Origin of the sequence: Blastopirellula marina, from assembly GCF_002967765.1 — a bacterium.
Classification (GTDB): domain Bacteria; phylum Planctomycetota; class Planctomycetia; order Pirellulales; family Pirellulaceae; genus Bremerella; species Bremerella marina_A.
In genome coordinates this window covers 110876-136652 of the sequence record NZ_PUHY01000001.1, presented here as the reverse complement: position 1 = coordinate 136652, position 25777 = coordinate 110876, and the positions used below count along the sequence as shown (strand labels likewise).

General features: G+C 53.2%; 17 protein-coding genes. 9 read left to right on the top strand and 8 right to left on the bottom strand.

Annotated features, from left to right (window positions below; all coding sequences use genetic code 11):
• Window positions 1–275 precede the first annotated feature (275 nt).
• From C5Y83_RS00470 to C5Y83_RS00455, 4 genes are all read left to right on the top strand, one after another.
• Window positions 276–1571 (top strand): alkaline phosphatase D family protein, encoded by a 1296-nt coding sequence (locus C5Y83_RS00470; RefSeq protein WP_158262173.1) that lies wholly within the window; start codon window positions 276–278, stop codon window positions 1569–1571.
• Between the two features lie 31 nt (window positions 1572–1602).
• A complete protein-coding gene (locus C5Y83_RS00465; RefSeq protein ID WP_233206993.1) occupies window positions 1603–2766 on the top strand; it encodes a phosphonoacetaldehyde reductase in 1164 nt (387 codons plus the stop codon).
• An 85-nt stretch (window positions 2767–2851) separates the two neighbouring features.
• Window positions 2852–3667: a phosphonoacetaldehyde hydrolase gene (phnX, locus tag C5Y83_RS00460; RefSeq protein WP_105327682.1), complete on the top strand. Its 816-nt coding sequence runs from the start codon at window positions 2852–2854 to the stop codon at window positions 3665–3667.
• 207 nt (window positions 3668–3874) lie between these two features.
• On the top strand, window positions 3875–5185 hold the full coding sequence (locus tag C5Y83_RS00455) for a DUF5690 family protein (protein WP_199194945.1): 1311 nt from the start codon (window positions 3875–3877) through the stop codon (window positions 5183–5185).
• Window positions 5186–5239: 54 nt separating this feature from the next.
• Here the strand turns inward: C5Y83_RS00455 and C5Y83_RS00450 are convergent, their stop codons facing one another.
• Both C5Y83_RS00450 and C5Y83_RS00445 read right to left on the bottom strand, forming a co-directional pair.
• Window positions 5240–8164, bottom strand: a complete 2925-nt coding sequence (locus C5Y83_RS00450; RefSeq protein ID WP_105327681.1) for a hypothetical protein — start codon at window positions 8162–8164, stop codon at window positions 5240–5242.
• Window positions 8165–8346: 182 nt separating this feature from the next.
• On the bottom strand, window positions 8347–9534 hold the full coding sequence (locus C5Y83_RS00445) for a xylose operon transcription regulator XylR (RefSeq protein WP_105327680.1): 1188 nt from the start codon (window positions 9532–9534) through the stop codon (window positions 8347–8349).
• Window positions 9535–9775: 241 nt separating this feature from the next.
• Here C5Y83_RS00445 and C5Y83_RS00440 point away from each other — a divergent pair, with 241 nt between their 5' ends.
• Entirely contained in the window at window positions 9776–10855 is a 1080-nt protein-coding gene (locus C5Y83_RS00440) for an anhydro-N-acetylmuramic acid kinase (protein ID WP_105327679.1), read from the top strand.
• 255 nt (window positions 10856–11110) lie between these two features.
• Window positions 11111–13123, top strand: a complete 2013-nt coding sequence (locus C5Y83_RS00435; protein WP_105327678.1) for a hypothetical protein — start codon at window positions 11111–11113, stop codon at window positions 13121–13123.
• A gap of 68 nt (window positions 13124–13191) precedes the next feature.
• Here C5Y83_RS00435 and C5Y83_RS00430 read toward each other — a convergent pair whose 3' ends face one another.
• The 3 genes from C5Y83_RS00430 to C5Y83_RS00420 form a co-directional block, all read right to left on the bottom strand.
• Window positions 13192–13731 carry a hypothetical protein gene (locus C5Y83_RS00430; RefSeq protein WP_105327677.1) on the bottom strand — a complete coding sequence of 180 codons (540 nt, stop codon included), beginning with the start codon at window positions 13729–13731 and terminating at the stop codon, window positions 13192–13194.
• A 166-nt stretch (window positions 13732–13897) separates the two neighbouring features.
• Entirely contained in the window at window positions 13898–16201 is a 2304-nt protein-coding gene (locus tag C5Y83_RS29720) for an exo-beta-N-acetylmuramidase NamZ domain-containing protein (RefSeq protein ID WP_105327676.1), read from the bottom strand.
• Complete coding sequence (locus tag C5Y83_RS00420; protein WP_105327675.1) at window positions 16198–17703, bottom strand: sodium:solute symporter family transporter; 1506 nt, start codon at window positions 17701–17703, stop codon at window positions 16198–16200. Before C5Y83_RS00420 ends, C5Y83_RS29720 begins: the two co-directional genes overlap by 4 nt.
• Window positions 17704–17942: 239 nt before the next feature.
• Here C5Y83_RS00420 and murQ point away from each other — a divergent pair, with 239 nt between their 5' ends.
• On the top strand, window positions 17943–18857 hold the full coding sequence (gene murQ, locus C5Y83_RS00415) for an N-acetylmuramic acid 6-phosphate etherase (RefSeq protein ID WP_105327674.1): 915 nt from the start codon (window positions 17943–17945) through the stop codon (window positions 18855–18857).
• 23 nt (window positions 18858–18880) lie between these two features.
• Window positions 18881–19858: a BadF/BadG/BcrA/BcrD ATPase family protein gene (locus C5Y83_RS00410; RefSeq protein ID WP_105327673.1), complete on the top strand. Its 978-nt coding sequence runs from the start codon at window positions 18881–18883 to the stop codon at window positions 19856–19858.
• 277 nt (window positions 19859–20135) lie between these two features.
• Here the strand turns inward: C5Y83_RS00410 and C5Y83_RS00405 are convergent, their stop codons facing one another.
• From C5Y83_RS00405 to C5Y83_RS00395, 3 genes are all read right to left on the bottom strand, one after another.
• Complete coding sequence (locus C5Y83_RS00405) at window positions 20136–20612, bottom strand: hypothetical protein (RefSeq protein WP_105327672.1); 477 nt, start codon at window positions 20610–20612, stop codon at window positions 20136–20138.
• 57 nt (window positions 20613–20669) lie between these two features.
• The gene (locus C5Y83_RS00400) at window positions 20670–21665 is read right to left on the bottom strand and encodes a DUF1559 domain-containing protein (RefSeq protein WP_105327865.1); all 996 of its coding nucleotides are present in this window, start codon (window positions 21663–21665) and stop codon (window positions 20670–20672) included.
• 232 nt (window positions 21666–21897) lie between these two features.
• On the bottom strand, window positions 21898–22683 hold the full coding sequence (locus tag C5Y83_RS00395) for an endonuclease/exonuclease/phosphatase family protein (protein ID WP_158262172.1): 786 nt from the start codon (window positions 22681–22683) through the stop codon (window positions 21898–21900).
• 413 nt (window positions 22684–23096) lie between these two features.
• Here C5Y83_RS00395 and C5Y83_RS00390 point away from each other — a divergent pair, with 413 nt between their 5' ends.
• Window positions 23097–25763: a secretin N-terminal domain-containing protein gene (locus C5Y83_RS00390; RefSeq protein ID WP_105327670.1), complete on the top strand. Its 2667-nt coding sequence runs from the start codon at window positions 23097–23099 to the stop codon at window positions 25761–25763.
• The last annotated feature ends 14 nt before the right edge of the window (window positions 25764–25777 follow it).

Sequence of the window (25777 nt, the reverse complement as noted above, 5' to 3'; positions counted from 1 at the left end):
GAGAAGTCCTTTCTTACCGATCACTTCCTCAGACAGGCATCGAACCCCCAAGCTAACACCTTAGAACAGCGTTGAACAACATTTTGTGCGTCTTAGACTTCCGACCATACTCGCGTGTTCATCGATTTGTTACCTAATCTTCATGTTGACGTAATGTCTACAGTGTTGACTCCCAGGAAACATTCGTCGAAAATATTGCGAGTTCAGTCGGGATGGCATGGGTGTTCATTCCGGCGAATCAATCGAACTACCTACCTCCGCTAAGAGGACCCGCCATGTCATCCGATTTGGACCGCCGAGCAATGCTCGCGCTGACGACTGCCTCACTCTTGGCTCATCCAACTTTAGCTGCCGATGACGCTCCCCTAGAAGCCGTTGGGCCGATGGTCGGTCATGTCGGACCGACCAACGCCAACATCTGGTTTCGGGGAAGTGACGAGTCTGAATATTCACTAGTCGTGGGGAGAGGTGGAAAAGATATATGGAAACTAAAAGCTGCTGCAAATGCCGAGAACGATTTGTGCGTTAAGTGGAGAGTGACTGGGCTGCAGCCAGCAACCGAATACTACTATGCGATCGTGGATGTGCGAGGTGTTCGATTGACGGATGAGCAGTGTCACTTCAGAACGGCCCCCGAGCCAACCGCTCTACGCAAAATTTCCCTGGCATTCGGATCGTGTGCCAAGAGCAAGCCGATTAGGCTTTGGTCGCAGATCGACGAACAATCGATTGACGGCTTGGTATTGTTAGGGGACACACCCTACATTGATTCGACGAAGCTGGAAGTTGCCCGGCAAAAACATCGCGAGTTTCTTAGTATTCCGCAATTGGCCAAACTGATCGAACATACGCCAACATGGGGAACGTGGGACGATCATGATTTCGGAAAGAACGATTCTGACGGGCGGTTGTCGGGTAAAGAGAATTCGCGCAAAGCGTTCGTTGAATACCGAGCCAATCACGAATACGGCCAAGGCGAACAAGGCATCTACACGAAGTTCGAGTACGGCCCGGTTGAGGTCTTTCTACTCGACACCCGTTGGTTTGCCCGAACTGAGAAGTCGCCTGTTGATCCCTCGCTGCCCACGCTCTTGGGGGCGGAACAATGGAAATGGCTGAAAGAGTCACTATTGGCATCGAAAGCGAAGTTCAAATTGCTGACATGCGGGATGATCTGGGACGATAAAGAAAATACTGAGTCGGACGACTGGGGATCTTATACCCATGAACGCGATGCCCTCTTCAAGTTCATTGGTGAGAACCAAATCAGCGGTGTCGTGCTGATCGGCGGCGATATTCATTGCTCGCGGCTGCTTAAGTACGACACGGAGAAGTCGGTTGGATATCCGATCCATCAGTTCATTGTTTCGCCCATTCATGACTCGACGATCCCGAAATTGAACGTGCCTCACCCTAATTTGGTTCGCGGCGAAGCGATTCCGCATGTCTGGATGCGTTTGGAAGTCGATTCGACTCAGCAGCCAGCTAAGCTGCATGCGGAATGGATTCAGATGGATGGCATTGAGATGTGGGACATCACGCTTTCCGAAGATGAGCTATCCGCGTCTTAATTCGCTTACTACCTCCAGCAGGGATACTTGGTTGAGTGCACCTTTGAATCAACAAGCCGTGACCATCGCCGAAGGTGCTTTGGCCGAGCTGGGAAAGATTCTTCGCGAAGCAAAGGCGCGAAACATCTTCTTAGTGGTTGACGAGATTGCGTGGGAGCAATCAGGAGCAAGCGAGGTGCTGCGTAGTGAATTGAAGCCGGAGAATATCGCTCGCTTTAGCAACTTTCAGCCCAATCCCAAAATCGAGGATGTCGAGCGAGGGGTTATCGCTTGCCGCGAGGCCAATCCGGACGCCGTCATCGCATTCGGTGGGGGAACGGCGATCGATTTGGCGAAGATGATTGCAGCATTCTCGCAGCACGAAGCAGCGCCGCGGGAAGTCGCACCGCGCGGATTTTCATTTCCAAACGGAAGCTTACCTCTGATCGCAATTCCCACGACCGCTGGGACGGGCAGCGAAGCGACCCATTTTGCCGTGGTGTACGTCGAAGGACAAAAGTACTCGATTGCTTCAAGTTGCCTGTTGCCCGGTTGGGTGATCATCGATCCAAAGTTGACTTATAGTGTTCCGCCAAGAATGACCGCTGCAACGGGACTGGATGCGTTCTGTCAGGCAATTGAGTCGATTTGGTCCGTCGGGGCAACAGAGGAATCTGTGGGCTACGCCGTGGAGGCAGCTCGACTCGCGAAGAACAGTTTAGCGGAAGCCACGCATCGCTCGTCGGCCCCATCGCGCGGGGCAATGTGCCAAGCCGCGCACTTGGCCGGAAAGGCGATCAACATCAGCAAGACAACGCTACCTCATGCGATTTCGTACGCGTTAACCTCCGATTATGGAATTCCGCACGGCGCCGCTGTTGCCGCGACGCTTAGCTGTGTTCTGGCCTTCAACTTTGAGGTTTCTGCTGAAGATTGCTCCGATCCACGCGGCGTCGAGCACGTCCGACGGCGACTGGCTATGATTCTTGAAGTATTGGAAGCGGATGATGCCGAGGAGGCGTGCCAGAACGTCGAACGGCTAATTCAAAACTTGAATTGCTTTCCTTCTTTGGCTGCCGCTGGGGTCGTCAGTGACGAACAGATCCGGGCGATCGCTAGCCGTGTGAATCTAGAACGATTGGCCAATAATCCACGACGAATCGCGCAAGACCAATTAATTGCGTTGTTACGCCACAGTCAGACGAGCCCGCGTTAATTACCTAACGCCGCTTCGGCCAAACTCGCCGCATGATTTCAACACTTAGCTGTTTCACAAATACCCATCAATAATTGAGCGTACCATGTCTTACTCCCCATCATCCGTTCAACTGGTTGTCTTTGATTGGGCTGGCACAACGATCGATTTCGGTTCGCGCGCACCGGCCGCCGCCTTCAAGCAAGTGTTCGCCGGGCAAGGTGTGACGGTCACGGATCAGGAAGCTCGTAAACCGATGGGACTGCATAAACGAGATCACTTGATCACGATGCTACAGATGCCTGGTGTAGCCGAGCGTTGGAAAGATGCCAAAGGATGCCCATGGACTGAACAGGACATCGACACAATGTACCACGAGTTCATGCCATATCAGATGCAAGCCTTGGAACAACATCGCGACTTGATCCCTAACGTTCTGCAGGTAGCCACTGAACTTCGATCGCGAAATATCAAACTAGGCGGCACGACCGGCTACTTTCAAGCGGCACTTGATGTGGTCTACGCAGCCGCCACGAAAGCAGGCTTTTATCTCGATTCGAATGTCGGAGCCGACGATGTTCCCCAAGGTCGTCCAGCCCCTTGGATGATTTACGAGGTGATGCGCCGTGTGGGCATCTATCCACCAGCCGCCGTGGTCAAGATCGGCGACACGGTTGCCGACATTGCCGCCGGAAGGAATGCACCCTGCTGGACGGTCGGTGTCTGTAATAGTAGCAGCATCACCGGCTTATCACTCGAGGAACTCAACGCGTTATCAGATGTTGAGCGCGATAACGTATTGAATGTCACCAAACAAGCATTCGAGGCCGCTGGCAGCCATTACACGATCACGTCGATCGACGAGTTCCCAAGCGTGATCGACCAAATCAATCAACGACTCGTCAATGGCGAAAGCCCGTAGATTGAATTCGTCAGCAAGACTCCAGTAGTACCGCATGAACACTGCTTCATGTTCGTTGAACACTTACGTTGCGCGCATTGTCAAGTTCGGGCACAACGTTAAGTTTCGTCGATACTGTGCATGACTTGCAATGAAACGATAGCCAAGCTGAGGTCACACCGATAAGTTGGATTCGCTCTTTCACACGCTAACGGGAAGCGATGATCCATGACCACGGAAACAACTGCCACGGCACCTGGACGCAAGACTGATCTTGTTTGGTCTTTTTTGGCCGTCTTTGCCGCGTTTGGTACTTACTTCTGCATGTACGGATTTCGGAAACCGTTTACCGTCGCGACCTATGATGGCAGCGAGTTCTTCGGAATCGGTTTCAAGACGCTGATTGTCTCGGTCCAGATCATCGGCTACATGATCTCGAAGTTCATCGGTATCAAGGTCATTTCCGAGATGCCTCCCCATCGCCGTGCGGTTGCCTTACTGGGACTAATTGGTATCGCCGAGATTGGCTTGGCCGTATTCGGACTTCTCCCCCGCCCAGTCAATGTAATCGGCCTCTTCGTGAACGGGCTTGCTCTAGGGATGGTCTTCGGACTCGTGCTCGGCTTCTTAGAAGGTCGACGTCTGACGGAAGCGCTCGTCGCGGGACTTTGTGCCAGTTTCATTTTGGCCGACGGAGTGACGAAGTCGGTCGGTAAGACTGTTCTAGATTGGGGTGTTGCCGAGGATTGGATGCCGTTTGTTACCGGGTTGATCTTCGTATTGCCACTGCTGGCATTCGTGTGGCTGTTGTCGAAGGTACCGCCACCAGACGATGACGACATCGCCGCGCGTTCCGAACGACACGAGATGACCAGTGAGGAACGCTGGTCCTTATTTCAAAAGTATGGCCTCGGCCTGTCGATGGTCGTGGCCATCTTTCTTTTGGTCACGATCATAAGAAGCGTTCGCGCCGACTTCGCGGTGGAACTGTGGAGCGGTCTCGGAACCAAACCAAATGCCAAGATCTTCACGCAATCGGAAATGTTGGTCGCTTTGGGAATCACACTGGTAAACGGTTTGGCGGTACTCATCAGAAACAATCGTCTGGCCTTCTTCATGTCGCTCGGGATTTGCGGACTTGGGTTGCTTGTGATTGCCATGTCGCTATTCGTTCAGCAGCAGGGCGAGATGGATCCTTTCCACTTCATGGTGCTGATTGGATTTGGACTGTATTTGCCATACGTCGCAGTTCATACGACTGTGTTCGAACGTTTGCTCGCGATGACGCGTGAACGAGGTAATTTAGGCTTCTTAATGTACGTGGCAGACGCGATGGGATATTTAGGGTACGTCGGAGTCATGTTCGCCAAGGATATCGTCTCGACATCAGAGGGATTCCTGGGTTTCTTCATGACGTTCTGTTGGTTTACGGTCGGCGTTTCGGTAGTATGCCTGGCAATTGCTTGGCGATATTTCCAACTGCAAGGGGCTCAGGCCCTCGCGCCGGAGGCTGTTGAAGTTGCTGCAGAGACGAGATAAAGCCGACCGGACATGTTGTCGGGACGGCTTTCCGGTGAATCAACTGGACGCATTCTATCGCCACGTCAGAACGCGAAAGAGTCCTTTGCGGTTACGCAATCTCTCGGGCAACGACAATAAGTAATCGCGATAAATGCTTAGCAGCAAGGCGACAACAAAAAAGATCCCACCGCCGATCATCATGTAGACCGCCATGTGTTGAAGTTGGTGCGGCAAGCGGATGAAGACCAAGAGCGTCGCCACATAGGTCAGAGTTGCAATCCCGCCTACGACCGTGGTCGATTTCAATCGGCATAGAATGCCCGAGCCGAGTAAGATCAGGGCTACGGTTAAGGCGCCGATCTCGTGCACGAATCGCCAGTCAGTAGTCTCCGTATAGAAATCAAACCGTTGTGCCAACATGCCAATGACAAATGGTCCAACCGTCAGTAGGCTTCCGATTGCCAGTCCAACCGTGACCCATTCCTGAGGTCGTTCCTGTTCGCGAGCCCAACCTACATGAGCCGCCAAGAGGAAAATTAATCCGGAGGCGGTGGCGAAGATCTCCGTCTTCTGCCATGGCTCGAGATCGAGACCGAATGTCACCAATAGGAACATTGCCGCCGCTTCACCGATCGCCAGCACGTGGTACCAACGTCGTAGATCCGCGTTTGGTTGCATAAGCGACGTTATCAGTGCCGCCCCGATGAAACCGGTTTGTAGCAAAACGGTTTCGCCATGGAAGCCATCAACCCATAGACGATTGAGTGACATCAGGATGCAACCCACGCCAGCGATGCTCAGCATCAAGTGTCCGACGCAATCGATCGCGGTGGCGACGTTTGAACGCTTCACGGCTGCAGTCGTGAACACATGATGGATGAAGAGAAGCACCAAGCCCAATCCACCGTAGCACAAGAGGTAGGCATTCGGCGTGTACTCATGGAAGTACATGACTTGCCAAAGAGCAGCCGAAGCGGCTAACGCGGACATGTAAATCGTAACATCCGACTTGGTGCGAATGGTCAATAAGACAAAAAAGATTGCAGTTTCGAGCAAGATGGCCGCGAACATTAAAGGACTGCTCACTCCGGTCGCGGGGGCCACGCGTAATCCTACGCCATGAATGCTTGCGTAAGCCGCCAGAGGAACGAGTAAGGCGACGATAACCTGAGCTGTTGTGGCTAATGCTACAGTGAAAGTCGGTCTCCAGGCAGTGAGAATCGCTGCTATGGCGAGTGGCAGAAGCAGCATAACTGGGATAGTAATGTCCCAAGAATCCAGCCCGTTATAAGAGAGTACGCCGAAGGATAACAACACAGCGGCTAGTCCCGACATGGTCCAATTGGCTGTACTGCCCATTCCTGGTTCGTGCCGTCGCGTATGGGCTCCCAGGTAACCGGCAACTGCGGTCAACGCCATCGCGAGCATATAGAATTCGCCGAGTTCTTGAACGGTGAACGCATCGAACATAGCTCGAACGTACCCTGTGATTCCGACACACAGCGGTACTGCCACCAGAAGCGTTGCCAACCCGCCGGTTAGGCTGATCAGCAAGGATGTGTCTTGAGCAACGGCACCACCTTCATCTTCATCGGCACCGCGGTTTGGCCGTTCCGAGATTCCCCAGCGAAGTGTATTCATGACAATGGCCGTCGCGGCGAACATGGTTATCACAAGGTTTGCCGTGATAGGCAGTGGCAAGAGATCAACGAAGATCAGCTCACTCCACAGGAAGGTCAAAGTCACCGCTGCGACCCAAACCAACTGACGCCGCACCACGATGTACGAATAGCCATACAAGTAAGTCGCCGTCAACGTAAGGCCCAGTGCCAAAAGCTTCATCGAATGACTCGTTGCAAGCGCAGGTTCCGTGAAGGGAATAGGCGTGTGCGTGAAGTCCAGCCATAGGTCGGACAAGCCATAACCGTATGTCCACGCGCAAACCGTCCAGTTCAACATCACCACCAAACCAGCGGCTAGAACGCAGTGACCAGCGCGATAGAATGCGAGACCGAATTCCTTTCGTGAGAAGGGACCATCTCCCGGAGAAAATGCACGCTCGGCGTGAATCGAAGCTGCGGCGATGCCGATTAGCAGTGTCGTGGCCGCGGCGCCTTCCCAAAAGCGGGCAATCGTTTGGTCGCCTAAGATCATCAGTCCGGTAAGAGTCACTCCACCTACGACCGCGTACACAAACATTGTGTCTCGAATCAGTAGCGCACAAGCTGTGTAGAGCAGGGCGATCACCAGGGCAGGTATCCAGAGATGCCCCCCGTCGTCCAAGACGATCAGCCCCTGAGAGTCGTAAAACCATAGATGGAAGGGCATCAACATGCACGCCAATAATGCCAGTCCACGACCGGCCAATTGAAACCGAGTTCGGGTCAGCATGAATGCTCCGGCGCCCAGTACGGCGAGATTGCCTACGGCCAGCAGCGTAGCTACGACGACCGGGTTATCAAAGAAGCCTTGCGTTGCGAGCCAGATGACCAATCCCAATACCAAGAGCCCACCTCCGAGCATCATCAAGTATTGCAAACTTCGTGGGTCGAGTATTGCCTCAAGCAAAAAGCTTACCGACGTGGTACTAGATGGCGTAGAAGTCTCGCCGTTCGGGGAAGAAGTTTCGTCGGACTCATCGGCAATCTCTGCGTGCGGGACCGTCATATGAATGAGAGGTCGTAGCTTACGCCCTCGCAGCCGATTTTCTTCGAGCAGATGGGCACAAAGTTCCTTGGAAAGTCGCCCCTCGGAAATATGCTTTTCGAGTTCGTGATCGAGAAACGACCGGTAACGCCATTCTTGTGCGGGGCCGCGCGGCTCTTCATCTGGCTCCGGTGGTTTGAGGTGATCACACGCTTCGTCCGAGTCCTCTAATCGATTCAGCCAAGCTTCGTAATAGGGCTGAACCGTTTCTTCCAACTGCCAATGCCGCAGATTCTTCAGCACAAAATCAATCGCGGCACTTAGATCTTCTCGGCGATCTGTGGGTGACATACGCGAGTCCCTTGAGAGATTGGGGTAGGTAGGCGGGTTTGCCCATCGAGAAGCGTCAGAGGCGATCTATGCCGCTGTGTGATCGATTGGGCCGCTACCTAATTCGCGAAAGCCAGGCCTGCGGTAGTTTGCGGAAAATCAGAAATTGCTGACGTTGCCCCTAATTCGCGGAGTTTACGCGTTTACTCGGTGAGCAGTTTTTTCCGGAAGTTTCGGGGCGTCGTGCCGAACTTCTTGCGGAAAGCGATTCCGAATCGAGTGGCATTGCTAAATCCTGAGGAAAGAGCCACCTCGGTGATCGACATATCGCGGTTTAAGAGCAACTCGCGAGCGCGTTCTAACTGAACACGACGAATCTCCTCGGCAGGCGTGCGGCCGAGGTAAGATTTGAATTGAATCTCCAGGCTGCGGCGCGATAAAGGGACCTCGCGGAGTACATCGTCCACGCCGATTCCATGCTGAGTATGATTTTGAATAAAACGCAGGGCACGAACGATCAGTGGATCGTCAATTGCCAAGAAATCGGTCGACTGACGGCTAACGACGCCATGCGGAGCAATCAGAACTGGTTCACGCGGTGCCTGCTTTCCTTCAATCATTTGATGGAGCATCGCGGCTGCTTCATAGCCAATCCGTTCGCAAGCTAGTGATACGGCAGACAACGGAGGCGTGGAAACTTCGCAAAGCAGTTCGTCTGAGTCCCCTGCCAAAATCGCGAACTCATCTGGCACTCGGATCGACGAGAAATGGCAAACCTCGGCTAACTGTCGCGCATGATGCGCGTCGACGGCCAAAATTGCGATAGGCCGTGGGAGAGACATCAACCAACGATTAACGCGCCGCTGCTGTTCTGCCCACGACATCTTTCGGCCAGCTCGATAGCCAGGACGATAAGTATGGCAAGTATAGCCTCGTTGGGTGACTGCTTGCTGGAAGGCTTCGCCACGATGCGAGGAATAGCGATGACTGGGGGGCGCGAAGTACGCAAACTGCGAGAAACCACGTGCCAATAAGTGCTCGACTGCCAATTCCGCCCGGGCTGATTCGTCGGTAATCACACGACCGACGCCAGGCAGCGGGTCGCAGACATCGTCCACGTCGACGGCGGGAACCTTCTTCTGCAGTATCTGTTCGATTTGCAGCCGAGAAGAAAATCGAGCGATTACTCCGTGCCCTCGCCAACCATCGGGCAAGGCCGAACGTTGGTCGTGATCACGGGGATCAATCAGCAGATGCCAGGAGGCATGCTTTTCCGCATAATGGGCAATACCTCGGATGACGCGTCGCCCCCAGCTGGTCTCGGTTTCGACCAGAACGGCAACCACCTGGACCTGCCGTCGTTCATCAAGGTGGGATGGTTCTAGAGCCATCGTGTCGTTAGCAATCTCTCGGGGAATAGATGGTAGTGACTGCCTATATTCTAACTTGTTGCGGCCAGTTGGTTGCGCAGAAACGAGATTTTGTGGTCAATTTCCAAGCGAGGTGGGGGTGGTGGGCTGTCAAGTTAAATCTGGTGGGTTAAGCTTGGACGACAAGCGGAATAATCGTCGATAACGAACTTCGGCGAGGGTCAATTCATAACGGGCCAGCGAGCACGAGGGAAGCAAGAACGTGAATAAGCCAGAGTGTCATACGGTGATCGGTCTAATGAGTGGGACCTCGGCCGATGGCGTTGACGCAGCTTTGATTACAACCGACGGACAAGACTTCGTCGAATTTCACGGTGGATTAACCTTGCCCTATTCGGAAGAGGTCCGCTCGCGCGTCCTAGAAGCATCGCAGCATAACGTTCGACTTGACGAATTGTTGCGTTTGGAACGCGACCTGACCCTGCATCACGCCCAAGCAATCTTCGCCTTGGAAGAGCAACTCGGCGAATTAGCGAAGTCGGCCAAACTGGTTGGTTTTCACGGACACACGGTGCGACATATCCCTGGCGAAGGGGTCACGATGCAGCTGGGCAATCCTTGGCTGCTCGCCGAGAAGACCGGCAAACAGGTGGTTTCCGATTTTCGTCGCCGTGACATGGCGCGTGGTGGCCAAGGCGCCCCTTTGGCGACCTTCTTCCATCAAGCGATTTTCCATGACGAAACCCAGGCAATCGCCGTTTTGAATTTAGGTGGAGTGGCCAACCTGACTTGGCTTGGCGCGGACGGGTCGATCGTCGCAGGCGATACGGGACCTGGCTGTGGTTTGCTGGACGAATGGGCGCAAGAGATGGCCGGTCTCAGTCACGACATTGATGGACAACTCGCACTGCGTGGTACGGTGCATCAGCAGCTTGTAAAAGACGCCCTTTCGGCCGACTATTTTCAGCGACCTTTACCGAAGTCGGCAGATCGCTTTGAGTTCGATCACATTGATGTGTCTGGACTCAGCGTCGAGGATGGGGCTGCTACCCTTTGCGCGGTTACCGTCGGGGCAATTGCCATGTCGGCTCAGACGATGGCCGAGCCTCCAGCAATCCTCTGGGCAACTGGCGGGGGCGTGCACCATCCTGTAATCATGTCGATGTTGGCCGAGCACTTCCAAACCGTGCAAACCATCGATCAGCGCGGCTTAAGTCCTGATACGCTCGAGGCGGAATGCTTCGCCTGGTTGGCCGTCCGCAGTTTGCGAAATCTTCCGCTGACCATTCCCGAAACGACGGGTTGTTCTCAGCCGACGACTGGCGGCTTTGTGACGCCTTAATGGGTGCCTCTTCGAGTGCCTCACAAGCGGATCTCTAATCGCATAGTCCAATTTTGCGCGTTAGCACCTCCGAGGCAGACACGCAAACGCGCCGTGAAAAACACGAATAATGCCGGAATTTTCGTGACCAAGTTTACGTCATATTCACGGAAATATGCTTCGTGTGGCATGAGCCTGTTTTTAGAATGAAGAGCTACTAGCTAACACATGGCTTTTCACTGCGCTCCTTAAAAGCGGACCGAGGGTACCGACGAAATGCGTTTGACTTTGGCCTACTATCGTGCAGTAGTTCTGGTTGTTGTATGGGCCACCTCAGCTCATGCTTCGCTCGGTCAGAATGTCGTACAACCGCCGACCGATGAAGAACTTGTTGAATCTTGGCAAAGACTCGCTCATCGCATTCGTCCTCCAGAAATCAATAAGGCAAACGAGTTCGACTTAAGTGGGCCCCCTGCTTCCCAAACCGTGATTTCAGAGGATGGAACCACACTGCTCGTTCTTGACAAAGAAGGAGCCTTAGTTGTTTGGAATCTGAAGACCGGCGAGCAAACCGCGAGAATCGTTCCTGCACAGGCATCGTCGAAATCGGCGATTGGCATCTCTGCCAACGGAAGGGTGCTCGCTGTTGGATTCCCGTCAGGACTTATTGAAGTCTATGTGCCTACCAAGTCCAAACCCGCAATCCAGTACGATGCATTCAAGTCGCCGATTCAGATGGTTCAAGTATCATCGGATCAAGATCGCATCATTGCGGTTGATGATTTTGGAAAGTCGTTCGAGGTGAATGCCTTGGGCAAATCAAAAGGATTTCATTTTGGCCCAACTAACAACAAAGCCGTAAGAAGTCTCGTAGCGGCAGGTGGCAAGCAAGAAAGCTGGTGGAAGATTCACGTCGATTCTCAAGATAAAGTAACGGACGTCTATTTCGACGGCAAAGACACTACCGAGAATCATCTTGCGATTCGTCCGCCTAGCTTCATGCATTCATCCGATGATCGGTTCGTGACCGGCAGTCCCCACCAACTCGCATGGACGGTTTTGTACTACAAGGGAGACAAGAAATACGAAGCAAAATTCAGCGAGGTTAAAGTCGACGACACACTCTACGACGCAGCCATGGTGAAGCATAGTCCTTGGATGTGGACCCTTACTGATAAGTTCCTAGAGAATCGGATGATCTCATTGGGACGCGTCAACAAAAAGGTGAAACTGCCTGTGGAACTTTCGGCCGCGCATACGCGGATTTTCCCGAACGCGGAAGCTCTCGTCACGATCACACCAGAAGGTCACGTGACGAGATGGAATGCATTCTTGGACGTCACTTCGGGAATTGTGGCCCTATCGACATCCGTATGTAATGAGGCCGCTCGGGGAAGATTCGAGGCTTTAGAGTTGATTGCAGAAAAGTGGAACGACCGAGTTGATCACTTTGAAGATAATGAGCACGAAACTCCATATTCATTTCTCATGAGCTGCGTACAAACAATCGCGCCGAAATTCAAAGGGAGCGAAGAAGAGCCTTACCAGGTGATCCACAAGTGGATTCAAGATAATCCGAACAACTGCCAATTTATGCGGATTGCTTTGTTCCGCTTATATCTTGCCGACGGTTACCGGGCCCGAGGTTCCGGCTATGCTAACTCGGTAGCGGAAGATGCCTGGGAAGTGTTCTACGACAACATGGAGAAGTCGTGGGAGGTTGCTGCTCCGTTGTTTGACCAGAAGAAAGTCCCTGCTGAAGCTTACACCTGTGCGATTATTGCTGGAAAGAATCTGCAATGGGAACGGGAAGAGATTAACAAATATCTTCGTCAAGCGTTTGAAAAGTATCCCAACTACCACCGTACGTTCGCTGAAGAAGCGGTGGCACGCCTGCCTCGCTGGGGTGGTAAACCTGGCGAAACGGAGTATCTCGCCCGCTTCACCGCGGACAAATTGGGAGGCATTGATGGGGATATTATGTACGCCAGAATCGCACAGCATGTGGTCAATTTTGTGGGCTGGAAAGGCATTGACACCGAGACCGATTTCTCGCGTGAGCGAGTATTGAAAGGAATGCTTGCCATCTCACAGACGACACGGGATGAATTCACTATGAACCAGACTCTGTTAGTCGCCGCTATGTGGGATGATCGAGAGACCGCGTACAGGGCGGCTAGACGAATTGTGGAACTCGATCTCAAACCGACGAAATCAATTTGGCCTGAAAAGTACGACTTAATCGATGAAGTCTATGCCGAGGCGAACAAATTCCGTCGGACAGAGTGATCGATGATTAACAGAATCGGTCTGGCTGACCTGGTGGACGATGCTTGCTTCGCAGTACCGCTCCAAATTTAGTCGACCAAGATAACGACGGAATACTTCTCGGAAAGGTCTTCCGCCTCTTGACGATTGATAATCGTTCCCTGAGCATCAACTGTGCGTATGTAGTTGGCGTCGAGTATGGACGTTAGACCGTTCGCGGTGAGCTTAGTGTCACTTACGCAAAGCACTTCTGCGGTGACGCCCACCATGGTTAATGCCAGTTGGTCATCCAGCGTTGAATTGGAAAGGCTTAATTCATGCAGGGAATCGAATTGGTTTAAAGTGGCGATCGAAGTATCGACCTGAGATCGTGTTAAGTCGAGCGACTCGATATGGGAACAATCAAAATCTTCCAGTAGTTGTCGAAGTTGACCAGTGCGTCTTATCGCAAGCCAAGTGATATCCCCGTCTGGGTCGAACATTACGGCAGAAACGTCGTAACGAGAAAGCTGGTAGGCAAGCCACTGCTGCTTGACGGAAGGAATGAACAATGCCAACAGGATGGCAACGACCGCCGTAGCAACGAAGATCGTCTTGAGTGTGAATCTGCGATAACGACTAGCTGCCAAGGAAGGCGTTCCTGCGAAGTGTGGATTGGTAACTGATTGGCTCCTTAGCCTAATGCCAGTCTGCCGATTATGTTGGCGAATGCAAACAAAAAAGCCCACGACTTGCGTGGGCTTTTTGCTATGAACAAGAGCGACGGTCACGTATCGACCATTAAGCCGCCACGATTTATTCGTACAGCAAAAATGGATCGCGGCGTTTGGCGAAGTCAGCCAGATCCTTTTGATAGGTTACTTTGATCTCAGCTGGCGTCTTGCCGTCGTTGATCATATCGAGCACTTGTTGATTCCCCAATAGCGTGGGCAATCGCTTAGTTTCCCAATCGTTTGGGTATAGCTTCTTGAGACTAGCCGCAACGGCCCAGCCCAAGTCAAGCGTCTCGAATTTGCTCCAGTCGGTGATGATGAAGTTCACACCACCACACAATTCCCCTTCATACTTACTCGACTCTGGGGTGAATTCGATACCAATGGCTTTGACGCCGGGGATTTCGTAAGCGTTGATCGCGGCGGCCAACTCTGGACCATCGATCCAAGTAGCTCCGAGGATCTCGAACGGTGTGTCGGTTCCACGGCCAACCGAAACGTTGGTTGTTTCCAGCAGACCTACTCCAGGGTAGATAAGCGCTTGGGCCAGGTTTCGCATGTTCGGCGAAGTGTTACGCCAAGGGAGACCAGTTTCGTAAAGTAGTTCGTCGCGCTGCCAATCTTCCAGTTTGATTACAGTCAGCTTGGTTCCCCAGCCTCGTTCAGCGTTCATCATCTGAGCCAGCTCGCCGATCGTCATACCATGTCGGACCGGTATGTCATGGAAACCGACGAACGAGCGTTTCTCGTCGTCGAGCATCGATCCATCCATCACCTCACCGCCCAGCGGGTTCGGGCGATCGAGAACGATGAACTCGATGTCGAGTTCTGCCGCGGCTTCCATTGCCAAACCCATCGTCGAGATGTAGGTGTAGAAGCGGCAGCCAATGTCTTGAATATCGAATACCAGCGTATCGATCCCGGCAAGCTGTTCTTTAGTTGGCTTGCGGGTCTCGCCATATAAGCTCTTGACGTGGACACCTGTCTTCGGTTCGACTGAATCGCCAATGTGCGATTGATCGAGTAAGCCAGCGAAGCCATGTTCGGGGCTGAAGATCGTGACGAGGTCGACGTCAGGTGCTTCGTGCAGCAAGATGTGCGTACCAGTGCCCTCCTTGTCGCGGCTGGTGTGATTGGCGATCAAACCAACCTTCTTTCCTTTCAGGGCCGCAAATTTGTCGTTGGCGAGAACATCGATTCCGAGCTTGGTCCCCTTATCGTCAGTGTTCTCTTCGGTCGCGAGGCAAGCATCCGCGGCAATAGTACCGATACGACCAGCCAACTGATTGACCGAACCCTTTCCATCTGGATGAACGCGGTTCGATAGGAAAATCACGACGAGATCGAGACCAGGATCGATCCACATCGCCGTGCCGGTAAAGCCTCCGTGTCCGTATGCTTTGTCCGTCATGCTGGCGCCACGATTGCTGGAATAACCACTCTTCTTATCCCAACCGAGCCCGCGCACATTTCCGACGGCATCGTATCCGCTGGTCATCAGCTTCAAGGTTTCGGGGTTCAGGACGTGCCCTTCGCCCGCTTTCTGCGCGGCCAGCATACCTTTACCGTATAGAACCAGATCGTGCGCTGTGCTGAACAGGCCAGCGTGACCAGCGACGCCTTCACACAGGCGAGCACGTGGGTCGTGGACCGTCCCTTTCAACCATACACCATCTTCTTCCTGGGTGGTCACAGCACGCTTCTTCAGAGCTTCTGGCGGGTTGTAGCCGCTTTCGGTCATCCCCAGCGGTTGGAAGACGTGCTCCTTGGCGTATTGATCGAGTGGCTGACCGGAAACACGAGCGACAATTTCGCCCAGCAGCAGAAAGCCGACGTCCGAGTAGCGGAACTTATCGCCAGGCGGGGAGAGCAGCTTGAGGTCGCAAATCTTTTCGTAGGCGGTGTCCCAGCCATCGAGGTAATCATTCACATGATTGTCCGGCGTAAGCCCGCTTACATGGATCATCAATTGCCGAACGGTGATATCTTCTTTACCGTTACCTTGGAACTCAGGAAGGTATTTCGAGACTGGCTGATCGAGATCTACTTTGCCTTGCTCGACCAACTGCATCACACTCGTAGCAGTCGAAATTGGCTTCGTCAGCGAGGCCATATCGAATACCGTGTCGACGGTCATCGGTTCCACGTTGGGCACAATTCGGCGATTACCGTGGGCTTTTTCGTAGACGATCTTTCCGTGTCGGACAACAACGACCACACAACCTGGCATCTTTTTCTCAGCCAAAGCCTTTTCAATCTCTTGGTCGATCGCTGGAGCAATCGGACCTGCCATACCGACTTCTTCTGGCGTTGCCGTCGGAATCTCGGCCAAGGCGAGCGAGGGAATTGAAAGGAATGTTGCAAGCAGCAAAGTACGCAAGATCATGTTTCATCCTCAACGGAGGCAATCGGCGATGGCTCGAAAATAAAATTGGCAATCGACCAGATGGTCGCGGTGATCGTGAAAACGCTGACGCAGCAAACCAGCGAGTTCCAGTAGCCGCTCAGTCCGTAGTATTGCCAAACGCAAACTACGATCACGGCACCTGCTAGTAGTCCAATGTTGGCGTACAGGCTGGGTACTCGGCCAATGACTAGTGCGATAAGAAACAGACCCAACAACAGCCCCGCCGAGAATCCGGCGATAGCCAACGCTTGGTGCACGACGGTGGTGGCGTATCCCTGATAATAGGCGACGATCGCGACCACGGCCTGAAGTACGGTAAAGAGCACCGTAAACACGCGTGCCAAGAGCAGTCGGCGATTATCCGGCAATTTACGAAGCTCTTCTCCACCAAGATCGTCGAGTAGTGAACTCGATGAAGAATTCACCGAGCTGGAGAGAGTCGACATCGCGGCAGCAAACACGGCAGCGAGAATCACGCCGCGGATACCGACGGGTAAATCATTGACGATAAACGAGGCAAACGCTTGATCGCCTGCTAACGATTCTCGAGCTGGATCGAACTGTGCGTAGTAACAAGCAAGTCCAGCACCAATAGCCAGGAACAACGCAAACTGAGCGAACACGATGGGACCGCTCCAGAACAACGCCAACCCAGCGGACCGTTGATCTTTCGCACACAAGTATCGCTGCACGATCAACTGGTCGGCACCATGTGTTGCAAGGCTGAGAACAGCGCCACCGAAGATGCCGGACCATAAGGTCAACTGGCCGTTCTCAGGCAAGAAGTTGACATCAAAAAGCTGTAAGCGACCTGTTTCTGACGCAAAGGCGAAATACTCCTGAGCCCCACCAGGCAGCCGATAAAGGATCACACCGATTGCGATAAATGCCCCTGTCATGTAGACCGCGAACTGCAGGCAATCGTTCCAGACCACCGAGCGTACACCACCAAAAAGTGCATAGATGGACGTGGCAACGGCGATCACAATCACACTAACGTCGAAGTTAATGTGAATGACCTGCTGCAAAGTGAACGCGGTTAGGAACAGCCGCAGACCGTCGCCCAGCGTACGTGCCCCTAGAAAGAAGACAGATGCCAGCTTGCGGGTCGAAGTCCCAAAATTGCGTTGGAACACTTCGTAAGCCGTTGAATTCTGATTCTTAAAGTAGAGCGGCAACAAGAAGGTCAGTACAAAGACACGGCCAATGATGTAGCCAATCGCCAGCTGCAAAAACCCAAAGTTGCCTCCCTGCTTAAATGCGAGGCCAGGCACGCTCAGAAAGGTGACCGTACTGGTTTCGGTGGCAACAATCGATAGTAATAACGCCCAGGAAGGTAAGTTGCCTGACCCTAAGAAGAAGTCACTTGTCGAGTTCTCTCCCTTACCAAGCCAAACTCCCAGCAAGGTGGTACCGAGGATGTACAACGCGATGATCGCGGCATCGACGGGTGGAATGGCCAGGGAATCAAGAAAACTCATGCCGAAATGGTCACCAACAAGGGAAAGGTTGATCGATCGAGATCATGAATGCAATTCTGACAGCATTCAGTCTACCTCTCCCAAAGCTGGTCGCTAGTCGAGCAGGCGCATTATTCTCTCGCTTTTGCGCACAGAATCTAGGCGGAGCCTATCCCTTCGCCTAAACTAACGAGAGAGGAAGCAAGGAAGCATTTGTCGCACGGATGTTGTGACCTAGTCCGAGGTTAGTTGAAATAACTATGCTTGATCATCTAACAACCGAGGCCAGCAATCCTGCCTCGGAACAACTCGACGAGCTTACGACTCTCGAGGTGGTTAAACTCATCAACGATCAGGACGCTGGTGTCGCGGAGGCTGTCGGAAGACAGTCGCAGCAGATCGCCACGGCTATCGACGTCATCTCTGAGCGAATGCACAGTGGAGGTCGGCTGATCTATTTCGGCGCTGGAACCTCGGGTCGGCTGGGCATTCTCGATGCTGCCGAATGTCCACCGACGTTCCGTTCGGATCCCCGTCAGGTCGTCGGTCTCATTGCTGGTGGTCCTTCGGCAATCACCACCGCGGTGGAAGGTGCGGAAGATAATCCTGTCCTCGGCATGCAAGACCTCGAGAAGATCCAACTCTCGCCTACCGATGTGGTCGTCGGCATCGCTACTAGCGGTCGCACACCCTACGTAATTGGCGGCCTGGAATACGCACGCGAACTAGGTGCTTACGCCATCGGGTTGACGTGCAACGACAACTCCGAATTGAAGTCATACTGTGACCTCGTGATTGCTCCGGTCGTTGGACCAGAGATCCTCAGCGGTTCTACTCGGATGAAAGCAGGCACCGCAACCAAGATGGTGCTGAACATGCTAAGCACCGGTGCGATGATTCGCCAAGGTAAGACGTTCGGTAATCTGATGGTCGACTTGCGTGCGACAAACTCGAAGCTGAACGCCCGAGCTCGACGGATCGTAAAGGCGGCTACGGAATTAGACGAGGCAGCCGCAGCCGAACTGCTCAGCCAATGTGACGGTGAAGTGAAAACGGCGATTGTCATGCATCACACCGAGCAATCGCCAGAAGATGCCCGAACGTTATTGGACCGTGCTCACGGACACTTGCGCCGCGCGATCCACGATGGCACCAACGGCGCCGTCCGCCTCTGATCTTGTTTCGGATATCTCGCGTCATGTCTCCCTCGACTCCTGTTCAACCGGGCCAGATCGTTTTGGCAGTCGATGGAGGGGGGACCAAAACTGCCTGCTGTATCGCACGCATTCTTGACGCGAATCAGTGGGAAGTTCTGGGCAACGGACAAGCTGGACCCAGCAATCCCCGAGCGGTTGGCATGGACATCGCCACCGAAGCGATTCTACTTGCTGTCAAGTCGGCGCGGAAAGGTCTTGAGGCGAAAGATATCGCTTGCGATCATGCCCTGTTTTCGATTGCCGGGACGCTGGATTCGACCGTTCGCTCGGCGCTGACCCAGAAGCTGAGAGTCCGGCGCCTCGCTAAGAATCTCGCCGTCGTTCCAGATCTGTACCCACTTTTGGATTGCACATCTGACCAACCATCGTTCGGCCTAATCGCCGGGACGGGGTCGGTTGGCATTGGCCGAAACGGAAACGGACAACTGGCGATTGCTGGTGGTTGGGGACATATCCTTGGCGACGACGGTAGCGGCTTTGCTATCGGACGCGAAGGCTTGCGGTATACGCTGCAAGCGTTGGAGACCACTGGCGAACCGTTTGGATTGGCGGCAGTCATCTGTGAGCAGTGGGGAGTCAGCACTGCCTACGAAATGAAAACTCACCTGGCAAGCTTCAGCGACCTCAAATCTGAGGTCGCGCAACTTTCCAAGATCGTGGTCGACCAAGCACAGAAATCAGACATGACCGCGGTTGGTATACTCTTGAAAGCGGCTGACGACCTTGCCAATCTTGTGCAGCAACTTCGCGTTCGACTCGATGTGCCTGAGAAACAGATATCTGTGCGAGTGAGTGGCGGCCTTTTCCAACGTGACGGATTCTTTCTCGAGGTGCTGAAGCAAGCGCTCGGTGTCGGCGAACTCAAGCCAACCGTGGAAGTGTTGACCGAGCCGCTAAACTGCGTACTCGAAATGCTGGTCAGTGGCTTTCAGCCAGTACAATATGAACTTCTGCCGTAGCCGAGTTCTTCCTCGTGCCTAGCGATACAGAATCGTATCGCATCTCTGCTTTTTGCCGTGGATGCCTGATGGACCGTATGCAATCGGTACATGGCGATTTCCAAGAATGGCAACCGTCGAACGGAGGGAGGTCTGGCACAGGCAAACTTGCGACTTCACTTCGCTAAGCCGACCAATCATCGGACTAACGATTGAATTAACCTTACAAACAATGCAAGAAACAAAAAAAGGGACGCAGGAAACGTCCCTCTCAGGCATTGATCAACGGCAAGTTCGCCTATTCGATCTCGATAACGAAATCGGTTTTTCCATCCTCGGGAACTTCTACCGTGATGCCCGACTTTTCTGGATCGGAAAATTTCGCGGGGACCTTAAACTTCGGAGGAGGAATCGGGGAAAAATCAGTCACGCCCCAATCTGGCGGCATCGGTGGACCCACATAGTTGATCGCGACGCGATGTTTGCCGGAAGGAGCCCCATCCCCCGTATCGTTTGTGCCCATCGTGAAGTGACCCTCTTCGTCAGTCACCCCAGCAGCAGGACGCCCATCTTCCGGGACAAAACGAATTTGGTAGAACTCCAACGGCTTGCCTTTGTAGGTCGCCGTTCCAGCCGCCGGTGATGTCGGAACGATATCACCGGTCGGTTGACTACCGCAACCTAGCGAAAGGCTAAGTAGCGCCAACGAACCCACCACGAGGGCGAGGTGGGAACGTTGACGACACAAGTGGGACATAATGATTGAGGTAATCATTTCGTTCCTGTTTTCCTGTTGGGAAGTGATTGGAAAGAGTAGAGCTTTTCGCGTTCCTTAGTTACGCGAAACAACTTCACCACCCTGCATGGTGCCGAGCGATCGCCAAGTAACCTGGTCAATCGTGTCTTGCATGAACGAGACCGAACCGTCGCCGAAGCAGGTCATCGCCCCACCTGGGTGATAACTACGTGCGGCAATGTGACCTCGCGAGCCGATCGAACCGTCCAAGCAGTCACGACGTTTCTGATTCGGAGTAAGCGTGTGGGTGTAGAACGTCGTGATAAAGTTACCACGGTAGTACTGCAATCCACGGTAGGTCCAAGCGTAGGTGCTACGTGTTTCACAATCAGATGGTGGTGTCAAAGCGTCATTTCCGAAGAAACCAGCGGACACCGAGGTTGCCACGCGGAAGTCACGTGGATCGCCAGCAGGGATCACCAATCGCGACGAAGATCCACTAGGACCCTTTTTAATTTCGGCAAACATCGCCGTGTTGCTCGTTCCATCGATGAAGTCTGCGAAGCGAGTTGCTGAGTTGCGATAGAAAGGACCGGCCAGTGACGAATCGTATTCGGAAGTCACGAGGGTGCCCTTAGCGCCGATATTCTGCATGTAGCTTGTTCCACCGTAGACGAACGTACCAGTCGAAATCGTGTTACCGGCAGGCTGGATATCCGACGGACATTGGTAGGCTTCCAATTGCTGACGGGTGGCCGCGACGTTCGCCGAACTACCGTTGATCGAATATCGGAAGTCGAACAGGTCATGAACGTTGCCTTGTTCCAGGAACGGAAGAATGAATGCGTGTGTCGACGCATCCGGCGATCCATTTTCCAGGCACTGTCCTGGAGGGAACTTCAGGTGAGTGTTTTCATAGTTGTGCAAAGCCAAACCAATCTGCTTCAGATTGTTGCTGCACTGCATCCGGCGAGCCGCTTCACGAGCTTGTTGCACGGCAGGCAGAAGTAGAGCAATCAAAACGCCGATGATTGCGATAACGACCAACAGTTCCACGAGCGTAAAGCCCGCACGACGAAAATTCCGGTTCATTACGATCCCTCCCAACGATGAAGAGCAAATAAGTCCTGGGGGCTCTGACCGCGCGACAAGCTGGCCAAAGGTGCATGATGAAGAGAGTAAAAACTACATGCACGATTCTAGCATCGAGGTGGGATTCGATTCTCTTCGTTAAATGGCAGAAATTTCTTTGATTTGCGCAGAAGACCGCCCGTCAAGCATTTCTTGGCGAAATTCCTGGCTTAGATTGATTGCGATCCGCTAGCTATGGGGTAATCGCAATCTCCACCATTAGGGGGCAATGATCCGAGGCAAGCGGTTCGGCGAGGACTGTTGTGGAGATAACTCGCATTTCGTTAGCGCCCCGAACGATGACATAGTCTATCTGTCGAGTCGGCTTTACGGCAGGGAAGGTCGGCAGATTCTTTTCCGCTCCTGAGATTGTCCATGCGCCTGCAATGGTTTTCATGGCCTGACTTTCAGGGACCGCATTGAAGTCCCCACAAACGATTGCGGGCTGCTTCATCGGATCAATCTTGGGGAATAATGCATTCAACGCCGCGACTTGGCCCTCTCGAATGTCATTGTCCGCATGATGAAGATGGGTCGTGGCAAACCATAATTGTTTGCCACCAACGGTGAACAGTGCCCGTGCGAGTAAACGCTGTTCTCGCTCAGGCTCGCCCGGCAGCATGAATTGTTGACGTTCGATTAAGTCAGACTTGGTTAGAATCGCCTGGCCATATTCGCCTCCCGCAAAATCGATCTGACGGAAGAAGTAGCCATGCATCCCGGTAAGCTCGGCCAACTGCTTGGTTTGGTCAATCCCACCTGTGCGCTGTGTATTCCGATCGACCTCTTGCAGGGCAACGAAATCAGGGTTCGCACGACGAATTACGTCGGCAATCCGTTGCAAGTCGACGTTTCCGTCGGTTCCTTCCCCATGATGGATGTTGTACGTTAGTACGCGAATGATTGATTGATTAGGCTCATTGGCCTGAGCCGCTCCGCCCACGAGAACAACGAAAACGGCGGCGATCAAAAACTTCACAGAAATCAGTCCTGGTAGGGGGATTGTTCCGTGTAATTGCCAATGTCTCAGCAGTTACGCATATGTGTTGGTGATCTCCACGTTTAAACTAGCGTGACTTGTTTACTCAAGTAGCCTTGAACGAACAGGAAAATATTGACGTATCCGGCCAATCGATCTAAAACGTGTACATATAAAGATTTCAAATCCTGCCAGATCGCTTACCCGCGATCGAAATTGTTCCCACCTTAACTAAGGTTTCTTTCAAACCCACGCGAAGGAAACCTCCTGCCAATCATCCGAAGGGTCACCGCTTCTACAGTGAACGGTGTTTCTCTGATGGATTGTTTGAGGTGGCAGAATTCACCGACCCACCAATTCGCAAGCAGCGAATCCACCACGGGGGTCGGGCATAATGCCCGGCAAAACTGATCATGCGACGCGCTTCATTTGTTGTTGGAGATTCACGATGGATCTCCTCACCCGTTCTCGCCTGGTGTGTGATCTTCACCGGCGTAACGTCTGCGGCAAACGCCCAGGAAGAAACAAGCCCCGTCATTCCTCCGGCTGCGGTGGAAGACGCTACGGAAGAAACTTCCGAAGAAGAATCGACGACTCCAGCTTCGCCAACTGCTCCTTCGAGCGTCACATCAGCGAGCACGGCAACATCCAGCACGGTCAATGATCGACTGCGATTTTCCTTCAGCGGGGCATCGTGGCGTGACGTTTTTGAATGGATTGCTGAGGCTGGTGATTTGTCGCTTTACGTTGATGAAGTCCCTACCGGAAGCTTTAGCTACGCCGATGGCGACTACTTCACTGTTAATGAGGCGATCACACGGTTGAATCTGTTTTTGCTGCCTCGCGGTTTCACGCTCGTTCGACGCGGTCAACTTCTTTCCGTAATCAACCTGGGCGATCCTCGTGGGCTCCAGCAACTCGATGCCATGTCAACGGTTGTTACGCTCGATGAATTGGAAGGCATTGATGATCATGAAGTGGTGAAATGCTTTGTCCCACTAGGCGAGCTGGTGCCAACCGAAGTGATCAACGAGATGCAGCCGCTTAAGCTCATCACGACTCCTGTCGTCCTTCCAAAATCAAATCAGCTGATCATCACCGACAGTGCCAAAAATCTTCGCAGTGCGATGCGTGTGCTCAACGCAATGCAGCAGCCAGAAGAAGATGACGCTGTTGTCAAGCGATTCGATTTGAAGCATGTCGACGCAGAAACGGTACTAATGGTCGCTGGTACCCACCTTGGTATCCCTAACGGCGAAACCAACGGGCTCGATATTACGATCACCACCGACATCTCCGGTAAGCGAATGTTCGCTGTCGGATCCGCAGAGAAGCTCGATCGGCTGGAATCACTTCTGAAAGTGGTCGATGTGCCAGACGAGTCGCAAGCGGCGGAGAAAGCCAAGACGCTGATTGCGCATGACGTTACTGGCGACAATCTGCAAATCGTTTACGAAGTATTGCAAACGGTTTTGGCTGATAAGTCCCTACGTTTGACCATGCAACCAGAAAGCAATTCCATCGTCGCTCTGGCTGACAACGAGGTTCATCAGTTAATCCGCGAAACAATTGAAGAACTGCAGGCACCGTCGGTCGAATTCGCCGTAGTCGAACTCAAGTCGGTCGATCCGTACTTCGCGGTCTCACTAATTGGCGAGATGTTCGAGCTTCCGACTACGGACGACGATGATCGTCGCCGTGGTCGTGATGAAGAGCCACGCGTGAAACCACCTAAAGTCGATGCAGATCCTGGTGAACGCCGCCTATTTGTTCGTGGAACTGGCGAGCAGATTAAGCAAATTGAGGATCTGATCACACGCCTCGACTCGAAAGGCCAAGCTAAGAACAGCAGCGACCTGCGATTCGTCCCCCTGACCGGTCCGCAGCGTTTAGACGTCTTGCAAACGGCTAAGCAGCATTGGCAAGGAGCGAATTGCCTCCAGATTTTGCCACCTGCTGAGGATACACAAGCACCCGTGATCGAACGGACGGTCTTTCCTGAGTTGTCTGATAGCGATCAAGAAGACTCCGATGCAACACAAACCACTTCGCCGCCACAAGAGGCAAAAGAACCTGCCGATCGTCGACCTTCGTTAAGCGATCGCGACGATTTCGTGTCCGTATCGGCCAGCTACGGAGATGCAATCAGTAGCACAATCACGACCGAAAAGGCGATGGCTCCAATCCGTAGTCAGGTCGTGCCTAACGGCATTCTGCTTCAATCGCAGGATCTGGACGCCCTCGATCGGTTTGAAGAACATCTTCGTACGATCACGACCCAAGATAAAAAAACGATCTCTCCAACGGTCGTTTACTATCTGAAGTACGTCACCGCAGAGGAAGCAGTAAAGATGCTGGCCGACCTTCTTGACGGCGGCAATGCCTTGGCCGATCCGGCTTCTGACACCCTAATCAATGGCAGCAGCAATTACTCGAGTTCGAGTGGTTACTTCGGAAGTTTTCTGTTCGAGCGTGACGGTGTGACTACGGTGACGGCAGGGACGGCAACCGTGGTTTCCGACGCTCGACTCAACCGGTTGATCGTGCAGGGCACGAAAGAAGATATTGCGATGATCGAAGGCTACATGAAGATCATCGATAAAGATTCCAGTATCACGGCGATCGAGACCTCGGGGCGTTCGCACATTATTGAACTGAAACATGCCCGGGCGGAAGAAGTGGCGGAAGTCATTCGCGAAGCTTTCCCGACCCGTATCGACACCACCACGCAGCGAGCCGCTCAACAACGTGCCAATAACGATCAACGTGGCGACGACCGTCGTGGTCAGAACGAACAGCGCAGCGTCGACGACAATCCCGTCCGCGGTAGCGAACCTAAAATGGCGGTTGCTGTCCACGAGTCAAGCAACTCACTTGTGATTACAGCGCCTGATTCCTTGTTCGCCGAAGTTGAATCGCTCGTGGAAACGGTCGATCGTCGTAGCGAGCGTTCGGTTCGTGTGATCTCTGCCTCCAGCGGTATTTCCAAAGAAACGATTTCGCAAATCCTGGCTGAACAAACTGGCCAGTCGTCATCCTCGCGAGATCGCCGTGACCCACGTTCCTACCGAGGTCGATAATGCTTCTGGCAACC

Coding starts and splice junctions, on each gene's coding strand:
- phnX (WP_105327682.1), top strand. CDS start 2,852: ATGTCTTACTCCCCATCATCCGTTCAACTGGTTGTCTTTGATTGGGCT.
- C5Y83_RS00435 (WP_105327678.1), top strand. CDS start 11,111: ATGCGTTTGACTTTGGCCTACTATCGTGCAGTAGTTCTGGTTGTTGTA.
- C5Y83_RS00405 (WP_105327672.1), bottom strand. CDS start 20,612: ATGATTACCTCAATCATTATGTCCCACTTGTGTCGTCAACGTTCCCAC.
- C5Y83_RS00470 (WP_158262173.1), top strand. CDS start 276: ATGTCATCCGATTTGGACCGCCGAGCAATGCTCGCGCTGACGACTGCC.
- C5Y83_RS29720 (WP_105327676.1), bottom strand. CDS start 16,201: ATGATCTTGCGTACTTTGCTGCTTGCAACATTCCTTTCAATTCCCTCG.
- C5Y83_RS00450 (WP_105327681.1), bottom strand. CDS start 8,164: ATGTCACCCACAGATCGCCGAGAAGATCTAAGTGCCGCGATTGATTTT.
- C5Y83_RS00445 (WP_105327680.1), bottom strand. CDS start 9,534: ATGGCTCTAGAACCATCCCACCTTGATGAACGACGGCAGGTCCAGGTG.
- C5Y83_RS00390 (WP_105327670.1), top strand. CDS start 23,097: ATGCGACGCGCTTCATTTGTTGTTGGAGATTCACGATGGATCTCCTCA.
- C5Y83_RS00420 (WP_105327675.1), bottom strand. CDS start 17,703: ATGAGTTTTCTTGATTCCCTGGCCATTCCACCCGTCGATGCCGCGATC.
- C5Y83_RS00410 (WP_105327673.1), top strand. CDS start 18,881: ATGTCTCCCTCGACTCCTGTTCAACCGGGCCAGATCGTTTTGGCAGTC.
- C5Y83_RS00455 (WP_199194945.1), top strand. CDS start 3,875: ATGACCACGGAAACAACTGCCACGGCACCTGGACGCAAGACTGATCTT.
- murQ (WP_105327674.1), top strand. CDS start 17,943: ATGCTTGATCATCTAACAACCGAGGCCAGCAATCCTGCCTCGGAACAA.
- C5Y83_RS00400 (WP_105327865.1), bottom strand. CDS start 21,665: ATGAACCGGAATTTTCGTCGTGCGGGCTTTACGCTCGTGGAACTGTTG.